We start from the raw sequence: 11,799 nt of genomic DNA, 5'->3' as shown, positions 1-11,799 counted from the left end.
CGCCATTCCACGAGATGCGCCGAGTACAACCGCTCCCGACGCAGGATCGCACCCTTCTCACCATGCTCGGCCGCGTCGTACTCCGCGAGGATCCGCGCCTTGTACTCCGCCGTGAACGTCCGCCGCTTCGCCTTCGGCTCGACCTCCGGGTCAGGCCGCCCCACCACCGGCTCGGACTCGTCCACCCGACCATCATCGGCCAGAGCCCGCCCGGCCGTCAGCATCATCGTCACGATCTACCTCTCCCAGCCCCGCCCAAGTCAGCCTAGATGGAAAGTACTGCCTGTCTCGTCTCATCTTGGCAGGTAGGGGCGCAGGGGGCGAGGATGAGGGATGATGCCAGGGTAGGAGGCGCTGCCGGTCCGGAGGTGGCTGGAGGGGACGGGGCGATATGACCCGTCTTCTGTTCGTGGAGGACGAACCGCAGCTGCTGCGGGCCATGCGGATCACCCTGCGCGCTCGGGGGTTCGAGGTACGCACAGCGGTGGACGGCCGGCACGCGCTGTCGGAGGCGGCGTCGTGCCCACCCGACCTGGTCATTCTGGATCTTGGCTTGCCCGACATGGACGGCGTTGAGGTCATCCAGGGGCTACGGGGTTGGACCGGGGTTCCCATCATCGTGTTGTCCGGTCGCGCCTCGGGTCACGACAAGGTGGCCGCGCTCGACGCCGGCGCCGACGACTACGTCACGAAGCCGTTCTCGATCGACGAGCTGCTGGCCCGGATCCGGGCCGTGACCCGCCGCGCCGCCAGCGCGGAACCGGTGACCGTTGTCGACCTCGGCCGGTACCGGATCGACCTCGGGGAAAAGCGAATCAGCCCACGAGACAGCGCCGACGCCGACGCCGACGCCGACGCGAGCGCGGGCGCGGGCAGCGGTCGTGAGGGTCCATCCGCGACCGGTGGAGAGGACAAGCCGGACGGTCTACGCCTCACCCCGACAGAATGGCGGCTGCTGGAAGCACTGGTACGCCACCCCGGCAAGCTCATCAGCCATCAGCAGCTGATCAGTCAGGTCTGGGGTCCCGGCGTGGCGGACGACAGCTCCTCGCTCCGCCTCTACATCAACAAACTGCGTCGCAAGCTCGAACCCGACCCGGCCCGACCCCGCTACCTGACCACCGAACCGGGCCTGGGCTACCGCTACCAGCCGTAACCACCACGCCTCATTAGCACTCACGGTAGCGCCAGGACACCCCAGCGCCAGGACACCCCAGCGTCAGGACGCCATGGCGTCAGGACACCCTTCGCGGGGATCACCTGGACAAGACGGGGCGGACCGGCCTGCTCCCCGCCCGGGCGGCCGTCCGTGGACCACCGAGAGGTGTTCTGCGTCTCATCCGGGTTGCGCACACCGGGTTGTGCGCGGGTGCGGATCTCGTCCGGGCCGGATGCCGTGTGAGCACCGTGTTGAATTTTCGGGATTGGGCGTCATTGGACCGTTAGCTTCGCTGGTCCGCTGGCGGCAAGGGCTAGATACTGGCAGCTGCCATCAGGCCAGGACGCCAGCCAGGGCGGCGCATTTGTTCCGATCTCATCCGAATCCGAGCTCATCCAAAGTAGAAGGCAGGAGTTCCGTGCGTGACGTTGTCTTCGTGCTGCTGACCCTTGCGGTGTTCGCGGTACTCGGGCTAACCCTCAAGGCAGTGGAGAAGCTGTGAGCGTGGAGAACATCGCCGGCCTGATCCTTGCCGTAGCCCTCGCGATCTTCCTCGTGGCGGCCCTGCTGTTCCCGGAGCGGTTCTAGATGGGCACGAACGCCGCGGGCGTCATCTTCATCGTCTCGATGGTGCTGGCTCTTACCCTGACTTACCGGCCATTCGGCGACTATATGGCCCGGGTGCATACGAGCGGGAAGCACCTGCGGGTGGAACGCGGTATCTACCGGCTGATCGGGGTGGATCCGGGCGCCGAGCAGCGCTGGTCGGTGTATGCCCGCAGCGTGCTGGCGTTCTCGCTCGTCTCGGTGCTGTTCCTGTACCTGTTCCAGCGGGTGCAGAACCACCTGTGGCTGGCGCTGGGCCTGCCGGCGGTCAAGCCGGACCTGGCGTGGAACACGGCGGTCAGTTTCACCACGAACACGAACTGGCAGGCCTATTCGGGTGAGTCGACGATGGGCCATCTGGTCCAGATGTCCGGCCTGGCGGTGCAGAACTTCGTGTCCGCCGCGGTAGGTATCGCGGTGGCGATCGCGGTGGTGCGCGGCTTCGCCCGGAAGAAGACCGACCAGCTGGGCAACTTCTGGGTGGACCTGGTCCGCACCGTCGTGCGGATCCTGCTGCCGGTCTGCGCGCTCGCGGCGATCGTGCTGATCGCCGGCGGTGCGATCCAGAACTTCCACGGGAACACCACGGTCCCCACCCTGGCCGGGGGGGAGCAGGCGGTCACCGGGGGTCCGGTCGCCAGCCAGGAGGCCATCAAGGACTTCGGCACCAACGGCGGCGGCTTCTACAACGCCAACTCCTCGCATCCGTTCGAGAACCCGACCTCCTGGACGAACTGGTTCGAGATCTACCTGCTGCTGTCGATCGGGTTCGCGTTGCCGCGGACGTTCGGCAAGATGGTCGGCAGCACCCGGCAGGGGCTGGCGATCGTCGCGGTGATGGCGGTGCTGGCGCTGGGCAGTCTGGGAGCCAACGAGGTGTTCCAGGCGATCCACCACGGCACGGTGCCGACAGCCGTCGGGGCGGCCCGGGAGGGTACGGAGACCCGGTTTGGTGTGCCGGACTCGGCGCTGTTCGCCACGGCCACGACGCTGACGTCGACCGGGTCCGTCGACTCGTTCCATGACTCGTACACCAGCCTGGGTGGCGCGACGCTGCTGTTCAACATGATGCTCGGCGAGGTCGCGCCCGGCGGCACCGGATCGGGACTCTACGGGATCCTGGTCCTCGCGGTGATCACGGTGTTCGTCGCGGGTTTGATGATTGGACGAACGCCGGAGTACCTGGGCAAGAAGATCGGCAGTCGAGAGATCAAGTTCGCCTCGCTGTATTTCCTCACGATGCCGGTCATCGTGCTGGTCGGCACCGGCCTGGCGATGGCGCTGCCGGGGGAACGGGCGGGGATGCTCAACAGCGGGCCGCACGGCCTGTCCGAGGTGCTCTACGCCTTCACCTCGGCGGCGAACAACAACGGCTCGGCGTTCGCCGGCATCACGGTGAACACCGACTGGTATAACACCGCGCTCGGCCTCGCGATGGCCTTCGGCCGCTTCCTGCCGATGGTCTTCGTGCTGGGGCTGGCCGGATCGTTTGCGAAACAGCAGCCGGTGCCGGAAACCGCGGGGACGCTGCCGACCCATCGCCCGCAGTTCGTGGGGATGCTCGTCGGCGTCACCGTGATCATCGTCGCTCTCACCTTCTTCCCGGCGCTCGCGCTCGGTCCGCTCGCGGAGGGTCTGCACTAGATGTCCACCTCGACCATTGCGGGTACGCCGGTTCCGGCGCCCGCGCCGACCCCGCCGCCGGCTCCCCGGCGGGTACAGGGGGGGCTGCTCGACCCGACGATGCTCCTGCGGTCGACGCCGGACGCGCTGCGCAAGCTCGACCCGCGCACGCTGTGGCGCAACCCGGTGATGTTCATCGTGGAGATCGGCGCGGTGTTCACTACTGTCCTGGCGATTCGGGACGAGACCGCGTTCAGCTGGCTGATCACGGTCTGGCTCTGGCTGACCGTGTTGTTCGCCAACCTCGCCGAAGCGGTTGCGGAGGGCCGCGGCAAGGCCCAGGCGGACGCGCTACGCCGCACCAAGACTGACACGATCGCCCACCGGCTGCGCGACGACGGCCGGCTCGAGGAGGTGCCCGCGCCGCGGCTGCGGCAGGGCGACACCGTCGTCGTCGAGGCGGGTCAGTTCATCCCCGGGGACGGCGACGTCATCGAGGGGATTGCCAGCGTCGACGAGTCGGCCATCACCGGTGAGTCCGCGCCGGTGATCCGGGAGTCCGGCGGTGACCGCAGTTCGGTGACCGGCGGCACCCGGGTGCTGTCGGACCGGATCGTCGTGCGGATCACTCAGAAACCGGGCGAGAGCTTCATCGACCGGATGATCGCGCTGGTGGAGGGGGCGAATCGGCAGAAGACCCCGAACGAGATCGCGCTGAACATCCTGCTGGCCGCCCTGGCGCTCACCTTCCTGCTCGCTGTCGCGACCCTGCAGCCGTTGGCGATCTTCTCGAAGGCGCAGCTGCCGGGCGTGCCGGACACCAGCGCGCTGAACGGCGACGGCCTGTCCGGGATCGTGATGGTGTCGCTGCTGGTCTGCCTGATCCCGACGACGATCGGCGCGTTGCTGTCCGCGATCGGCATCGCCGGCATGGACCGGCTGGTCCAACGCAACGTGCTGGCCATGTCCGGCCGGGCCGTCGAGGCCGCCGGCGACGTCAACACCCTCCTGCTCGACAAGACCGGGACGATCACTATTGGCAACCGGGAGGCGCGGGCCTTCGTCCCGGTCGGCGGCACGTCGGAGAATGACCTGGCCAGCGTGGCCCAGCTGTCCTCGCTCGCGGACGAGACCCCCGAGGGCCGCTCCATCGTCGTGCACGCGAAGAACACCTACGGCCTGCGGGAGCGTAGCCCCGGTGAGCTCAGCCACGCCCGGTTCGTGGCGTTCACCGCCCAGACCCGGATGTCCGGGGTCGACCTCGATGCGATCGACGGGGGGCCGAACCGGCAGGTGCGCAAGGGAGCGGCCAGCGCGGTGATCACCTGGGTGCGAGATCGTGGTGGCACCGTGCCCGCGGAGACCGGGGAGATCGTGGACGGCATCTCCGCTTCCGGCGGCACCCCGCTGGTCGTTGCCGAGGCCACCGATGGCGGCACGGCCCGCGTCCTGGGCGTGATCCAGCTCAAGGACGTCGTCAAGCAGGGCATGCGTGAGCGGTTCGACGAGATGCGCCGGATGGGCATCCGCACCATCATGATCACCGGTGACAATCCGCGGACCGCCCGGTCGATCGCCGAGGAGGCGGGCGTCGACGACTTCCTCGCCGAGGCCACGCCCGAAGACAAGATGGCCCTGATCAAACGAGAGCAGGCTGGCGGCAAGCTCGTCGCAATGACCGGCGACGGCACCAACGACGCCCCTGCGCTCGCCCAGGCCGATGTCGGCGTGGCGATGAACACCGGCACGTCGGCCGCCAAGGAGGCCGGCAACATGGTCGACCTCGACTCCAACCCGACGAAGCTGATCGAGATCGTCGAGATCGGGAAGCAGCTGCTCATCACCCGCGGGGCGCTGACCACCTTCTCGATCGCCAACGACATCGCCAAGTACTTCGCGATCATCCCGGCGATGTTCGCGGCGATCTATCCCGGGCTGGACACGCTCAACCTCATGCGGCTGCACAGCCCGCAGTCGGCGATCCTCTCCGCCGTCATCTTCAACGCGCTCGTCATCCTCGCCCTGATCCCGCTGGCGCTGCGCGGCGTCCGTTACACCCCGTCCAGCGCGTCGGCGATGCTGCGTCGCAACCTCTACATCTACGGCGTCGGCGGTCTGATCATCCCGTTCGTCGGGATCAAACTCATCGACCTTGTCATCCAGTTCATCCCGGGAGCCCGGTAACCATGCCTGTGACCCGACTTCCCTCCTTCGTGCGGCAGCATCTCGCCGCCTTCCGCGCACTGCTCGTGCTGACCGTGCTCACCGGCATCGCCTATCCGCTGGTCATCACGGCCATTGCGCAGCTTCCCGGGCTGAAGGACAAGGCGAACGGCTCGTTCGTCACGAACGCCAGCGGCCAGATCGTCGGTTCAGCCGAGATCGGCCAACTGTTCACCGACGACAAGGGCAACCCGATCCCCAAATACTTCCAGTCCCGCCCGTCGGCGGCCGGCGACGGGTACGATCCGACGTCAACGTCCGCGTCCAACCTCGGCCCGGAAGACATTGTCGACAGTTTCGACGACCCGGCCACCAAGGACGAGGACGAAAGCAGCCAGAGCCTGCTCACCCAGGTCTGCGCCCGCAGCAAGGCCATCGGTGACCTGGAAGGGGCCGACGGCCGGCGTCCCTTCTGCACCGCGAACGGCGTCGGCGCGGTCCTGTCGGTGTTCCGGACCGGCGGCACCACCGGACCGGTCACCCGGGCCGTCAGCATCAACGAGGAGTGCCCGGCCGCGCCCTTCGTCGCCACGTACCAGGGCGTCAAGGTCGAGTGCACCAAGCCCGGCGAGGACTACTCGGCCGGCATCACTGTGCCGATCAAGGGGCCGGGTAAGGGCACGGACAACCCGGTCCCGGCGGACGCGGTCACCGCTTCCGGTAGCGGCCTCGACCCCGACATCTCCCCGGCCTACGCCTACCTGCAGGTGAACCGGGTCGCGAAGGAACGCGGCCTCGACCCGGCCACGGTCCGCGCGTTGGTCCACGACCACGAAGACGGCCGGTCGCTGGGCTTCATGGGCGAACCCACGGTCAACGTCCTCGCCCTGAACCTGGCCCTCGACAAGAGGACCAGGTAACGGGACGCTCAGCCCCGAGGACACCCCCGGCGGAGGCCTCACGATGATTCGCACCCTGCCCGCCGTACCGCCCGGTTCACTGCCGGGAGATGACGCGTGACCAGCGTGCTCGTGGTGGACGACGACCCACGGCTGCTCCGCGCGCTACACATCACCCTGCGCGCCCGCGGCTACCAGGTCACCGTCGCCGCGGACGGAAGCCGCGCGCTCGCCGCCGCCGCCGAACACGAACCCGACATCATCCTGCTCGACCTGGGGCTTCCCGACCTCGATGGCGTCGACGTCATCCACGCCCTGCGCGGCTGGACCGCCGCCCCGGTCATCGTGCTCTCCGGGCGCGCCGGCAGCAGCGATAAGATCGTAGCGTTGGACGCCGGTGCCGACGACTACGTCACCAAGCCCTTCCGGGTCGACGAACTGCTCGCCCGGCTGCGCGCCGTCGTCCGGCGCACCCCGCCGCCCACCGAACCGCTCACCGTCGCCCTGGGCGACTATCTGATCGACCTCGACGCACGGCGCGTCACCCGCAAACCCGACAGCGCACGCCCGGACGGTCCCGCCGAGGTCCGGCTCACCCCCACGGAATGGCACCTGCTCGACGTCCTGGTCCGCCACCCCGAAAAGCTACTGACCTACCGGGATCTGCTGCCCCAGGCCGGCGGTCCCGCCCCCAAGGAGCAGAGCCACTACCTGCGCCAGTACATCGGCCGGCTGCGCCACAAACTTGAACTCAACCCGGCACAGCCCCGCCACCTCATCACCGAGCCAGGCATGGGCTACCGGTTCCAGCCATGACCTCGTTATCCACATGTGACCTCGTTGGCCAGCCATGACCTCATCGTCAAACTATGACCTCGTTGTCTGTTGACCGTCCCGCGATCTGAGGACCGCACCGCCCGCCGGCTGGGCGGACCCGCCGACCGTCGCGACCGGCAGCGTTACCACCATGGTCAGGCCCCCGCCGGGGGTGTCCTCCGGCGTCAGGGTGCCGCCCATCGCCTCCGTCAGGCCCCGGGAGAGCGCGAGGCCCAGCCCGATGCCGCTGTCGTTGTCGGTGTCGCCCAGCCGCTGGAACGGCGTGAACGCCTGGTCACGCTCCTCCGCGGGCAGTCCAGGCCCGCGGTCGATGACCCGCAGCTGGATCCGGTCGCGCAACGCACTAGCGGTGATCAGCGGGGGCTGGCCCGGGGGTGAATAGCGGGTCGCGTTGGACAGCAGGTTGGCGATCACCCGTTCCAGTAGCGCCGGGTCGGCGTAGGCCAGCGGAAGGTCGTCCGGGACCGTCACAGCCACGTCGCGAGCTGCCGGGCCCAGGTCGCGCAGCACGCCGGGAATCACGTCGTCGAGCCCGACCGGGGCGGGGAACACGCTCAGGCGTCCAGCCTGCAACCGGCTCATGTCGAGCAGGTTCTCCACCAGCCGGGCCAGATGGTCCAACGCTTCCTCAGCGGTGGCGAGCAGTTCCGCCTGCTCCTCGGCGCTCCACTCGACCTCGTTGCCGCGTAGGTTCGCGACTGCCGCCGAGGCCGTGGCGAGCGGGCTGCGCAGGTCGTGGCTGACGGCAGTGAGCAGGGCGCGGCGGGTGCGGTCCGCTTCGGCGAGTGGCCCGGCTTCCGCTGCCACCTGGGCCAGCCGCCGCTGTTCGAGGGCGACCGCGGCCTGCGCGGCGAAGGCGGTGAGTACCCGGCGGTCCGCCGCGGGCAGCGGCCGGCCCCGCAGGACCAACGTCAGCTTCTCGCTGACCGGTACTTCCGTGTCGGCCTCGTCCGGCCGCAGGCACGGGTCGGGCCCGGCGCTGTCGACCACCCGCCAGCCGTGACGGTCTGCCTTGTGGGCGCCGTTCTGACCGCCCTCGGCTGCGCGTTCGAGCAGGGCGACCGAGGTCAGCCCGAACGTCTCCCGCACCTGCGCGAGCAGTGCCGGCAGCGCCTGCTCGCCACGCAGCACGCTCCCGGCCAAGGTCGAGAGCATCTCCGCCTCCGCGGTAGCGCGTACCGCCTGGCTGGTCCGCCGGGCGGCCAGGTCGACCACGCTGCTCACCATCACCGCAACCGCCAGGAACGCCAGGAGTGCGAGCACGTTGTTACTCTCGGCGATGATGAAGCGGTGTATTGGTGGGATGAAGTAGTAGTTCAGCAGCAGCAAGCCGCCAAGCGCGGCCAGCAACGCCGGCAGCAGGCCGCCCACCAGCGCCACGGCGACCACCACGATCAGGAACCCCAGCACGTTGCTGGTCAGGTTGAGATCGGTCCGCTGGTGCGTCAACGCAAGGGTCAGCAGCGGCAGCAGCACGACCGCGGCCAAGACACCGGCAAGCCGCCGCCGGAGGGTCAGCCCACGGGCCCGGCGGGGCAGCAGCCGCCCCTTGCCCACCTCCTCGTGGGTGACCAGGTGCACGTCGATCGGCCCGGACAGTTTCGTTGTCGTGACGCCGATACCAGGGTCGATCATGTGGGCCAGCCGGCCGCGCCGGCTCGCGCCGAGCACGAGTTGGGTCGCGTTCTCCGCTCGGGCGAATTCCAGCAGCGCAATGGGAATGTCGTCCCCGGCCACCTGGTGGTAGCTGCCGCCCAGGCTCTCCACCAACACCCGCTGCCGGGCCAGATGCGCGGGCGACGCACCGGCCAGGCCATCGGATCGGGTGACGTGGACCGCGAGCAGGTCCGCACCCTTGGCGCGATCCGCGATCCGCGCCGCCCGGCGGATCAGGGTGTCGCCCTCAGGGCCGCCGGTCAGTGCGACAACCACCCGCTCCCGCGTCTCCCAGATGCCGGAGATCTGGTGCTCGGTGCGGTAGTGATCGAGCTGTTCGTCCACCTTGTCGGCCAGCCACAGCAGTGCCAACTCCCGCAGCGCGGTCAGATTGCCGACCCGGAAGTAGTTGCCCAGCGCGGCGTCGATCTTGTCTGGGCCGTAGATGTTGCCGTGGGCCATCCGCCGCCGCAGCGCCTCCGGTGTCATGTCGACCAGTTCGACTTGTTCGGCGGCGCGTACCACCGCGTCCGGCACGGTCTCCCGCTGCGGGACTCCGGTGATCCTTTCCACGACGTCGTTGAGCGACTCCAGATGTTGGATGTTCAACGTCGACAGCACGTCGATGTCCGCGTTCAACAGCTCGTGGACGTCCTGCCAACGCTTGGCGTTCCGGCACCCCGGGACGGTCGTGTGCGCCAGCTCGTCGACGAGCACCACCGCTGGCGCGCGGGCCAGGATCGCATCCACGTCCATCTCAGTAAAGGTGGCACCGCGGTAGGAGACCGTGCGGCGGGGCATGATCTCCAATCCGTCCAGCAACGCGGCGGTCCGCGGTCGCCCATGGGTCTCCACCAGCCCGACCACGACGTCCGTTCCGCGCGCCTTGCGCCGCTGAGCCTCACAGAGCATGTCGTAGGTCTTGCCCACCCCCGGCGCCGCGCCGAGGTAGATCCGCAGTCTGCCGCTCGCCATACGCCCCAGTGTCCGCGTACGAGCCGCCGCTCACGAGCCTGCGGGGCGATACGTAACCGGCTGTTCGAGGAAGCCGGAGCGGGCTGTGCAATCCACACCGGCGGCAACCTCACGATACGTGGGCCAGCCGACGCCCTCGTCCTCCTCGCGCTGGTCACAGCCACCGCCGCTGCCTGAAGATCACGTACAGCATAATGGACACCAAGGCCATCAGGCCGAGCGCGAACGGGTACCCGAACTCCCAGCTCAGTTCCGGCATGGTCTCGAAATTCATCCCGTACACAGTGCCGATCAGGGTGGGCGCGAAGAGGATGGCCGCCCAGGCCGAGATCTTCTTGACCTCCTCGTTCTGCGCGAGGCTCGACTCGGTCAGCGTCTTCATCTCCTCGTTCTGCCGCTGCCCGACCAGCGCGGCGTTGACGGTCAGGATGTTCGCCAGCAGTTGGCGGAACCCCTCGATCCGCTCCACCACGCCCACCGCGTGGTCGGACACGTCCCGCAGGTACTGCTGCAGCTCGGGGTCCACGCCGTACTTGGCGAACCCCGCGGCCAGCGCGTCCAGCATGCCCAGCAGCGGCTTGGCCGCCCGCTGGAACTCGATGACCTCACGGGACAGCTCGTAAATGCGCCGGCTCACCGCCGGAGCTCCCCGGAACACCTCGGTCTCGATCTCGTCGATGTCGTTCACCAACCCGTCCACCACCGGGGCGTAATCGTCGACGACCCGGTCCAGGATTGCGTACAACACCGCCTCCGGGCCGTGGGCCAACAGCTCCGGGTCGGACTCCATCCGCCGGCGCACCCGAGGCAGATCCGGCGTATCCCCGTGCCGAACTGTGATGACGAAGTCGTCCCCGACGAAGACGTGCAGTTCGGAAAAGTCAACCTCTTCCCGCGCGTCGTCATAACGGGCGGCCCGCAACACCACGAACAGGGTCTTGCCGTACCGTTCCAGCTTCGGCCGTTGATGTGCCTGCACCGCGTCCTCGATTGCCAGCTCGTGCAGGTCGAACTCGGCCGCGATCGAAGCGATCTCCCGCTCGTCCGGGTGGACCAGACCGATCCACGCCAGATCTTGCTTGTTCCGGCCCCGGCGGTCCCGCAGCAACTGGTAGGTCTCGCCCAGCGAGCCCGGCCGCGCCAAGCGCCGGCCCGCGGCGTAAAACGCGTTCTCCACGACAGTCATCACGTCAGCTCCCCGGGCCGCGAACGGCATCCGCGTCCGCCCGCATGGTTGTGTCGGCAGGCTCAGGCGAGGGGGGTCACCGAGGCGACGGGGGTCACCGAGTCAGCCCAAGACAGACGGCAACTATGGCCGGGACTCATCCCGCCACCCCCCTTCCACCAGGCGCCCGCAGGCGCGACTAGTCCAGGCGGGGTGACCGCGACAACCACACCCGGCGGAAGCCGGGCGACACCGAGCACCCCTCCTCGTCAGAGCTTTGGCACTGCGCGGCGTAATCCCCACCGGGAAGCCACTTGGGCTCACCCCTTAGCCCGGGGAGAGCTGTCCTGACCCGGGGCGTCTCTCGACGTTCAAGGTCAGTGGCCTATGTCCGCGCAGACGCCTCACCGAACGAGGTGCTGCCCGGCCAGGATGCCCCCGCACGCCAGCTCGTGTCAATGTCGGCAACCGGACCAAACGGCGCGCACCCCGACGAAACACACGTCCGGGCCGGACCACGCCAGTGTCGCCACCCGCGCGCCTCGCCGAGGTGACCTGCGCCACCCGGATGTTTCCCGCGGGCGGGTCGGTTCTTGGCGCGCATTCTCGGTCTCGATCGTCACTGGGGCTGGTTGATCCACATTCGGGTGGGGAGCGGGGCGGCGTGGGACGGCGGCGGAATCGCCCTCGGCATCGATGCCGACGTCGTCTCCCGA

At 68.7% G+C, this 11,799-nt stretch carries 8 protein-coding genes, 1 pseudogene and 1 riboswitch; of the genes and pseudogenes, 6 read left to right on the top strand and 3 right to left on the bottom strand.

Annotated elements, in window-relative coordinates:
* Positions 1-233: pseudogene (locus AC08OP_RS12665) on the bottom strand (IS3 family transposase); the annotation flags it as partial.
* A 158-nt stretch (positions 234-391) separates the two neighbouring features.
* Here AC08OP_RS12665 and AC08OP_RS12660 point away from each other — a divergent pair.
* From AC08OP_RS12660 to AC08OP_RS12635, 6 genes are all read left to right on the top strand, one after another.
* Positions 392-1,156 carry a response regulator gene (locus tag AC08OP_RS12660; RefSeq protein WP_476614371.1) on the top strand — a complete coding sequence of 255 codons (765 nt, stop codon included), beginning with the start codon at positions 392-394 and terminating at the stop codon, positions 1,154-1,156.
* 501 nt (positions 1,157-1,657) lie between these two features.
* Positions 1,658-1,747, top strand: a complete 90-nt coding sequence (gene kdpF, locus AC08OP_RS12655) for a K(+)-transporting ATPase subunit F (RefSeq protein WP_462188043.1) — start codon at positions 1,658-1,660, stop codon at positions 1,745-1,747.
* A complete protein-coding gene (kdpA, locus tag AC08OP_RS12650; protein ID WP_476614370.1) occupies positions 1,748-3,409 on the top strand; it encodes a potassium-transporting ATPase subunit KdpA in 1,662 nt (553 codons plus the stop codon).
* A complete protein-coding gene (gene kdpB / locus AC08OP_RS12645) occupies positions 3,410-5,572 on the top strand; it encodes a potassium-transporting ATPase subunit KdpB (protein WP_476614369.1) in 2,163 nt (720 codons plus the stop codon).
* A gap of 2 nt (positions 5,573-5,574) precedes the next feature.
* Positions 5,575-6,471 carry a potassium-transporting ATPase subunit C gene (locus tag AC08OP_RS12640; RefSeq protein WP_476614368.1) on the top strand — a complete coding sequence of 299 codons (897 nt, stop codon included), beginning with the start codon at positions 5,575-5,577 and terminating at the stop codon, positions 6,469-6,471.
* Between the two features lie 96 nt (positions 6,472-6,567).
* Complete coding sequence (locus tag AC08OP_RS12635) at positions 6,568-7,266, top strand: response regulator (RefSeq protein WP_476614367.1); 699 nt, start codon at positions 6,568-6,570, stop codon at positions 7,264-7,266.
* A 51-nt stretch (positions 7,267-7,317) separates the two neighbouring features.
* Here AC08OP_RS12635 and AC08OP_RS12630 read toward each other — a convergent pair whose 3' ends face one another.
* Together AC08OP_RS12630 and corA are read right to left on the bottom strand one after the other, a co-directional pair.
* Entirely contained in the window at positions 7,318-9,918 is a 2,601-nt protein-coding gene (locus tag AC08OP_RS12630) for a sensor histidine kinase (RefSeq protein ID WP_476614366.1), read from the bottom strand.
* Positions 9,919-10,072: 154 nt separating this feature from the next.
* On the bottom strand, positions 10,073-11,104 hold the full coding sequence (corA, locus tag AC08OP_RS12625; protein WP_476614365.1) for a magnesium/cobalt transporter CorA: 1,032 nt from the start codon (positions 11,102-11,104) through the stop codon (positions 10,073-10,075).
* Positions 11,105-11,338: 234 nt separating this feature from the next.
* Positions 11,339-11,506: riboswitch (M-box (ykoK) riboswitch) on the bottom strand.
* Positions 11,507-11,799: the final 293 nt, after the last annotated feature.

The sequence above is a fragment of the Frankia sp. CeRuru1 genome (assembly GCF_977966315.1).
The sequence above is the reverse complement of the archived record's forward strand: the minus strand, read 5'-3'. Positions and strand labels throughout refer to the sequence as shown.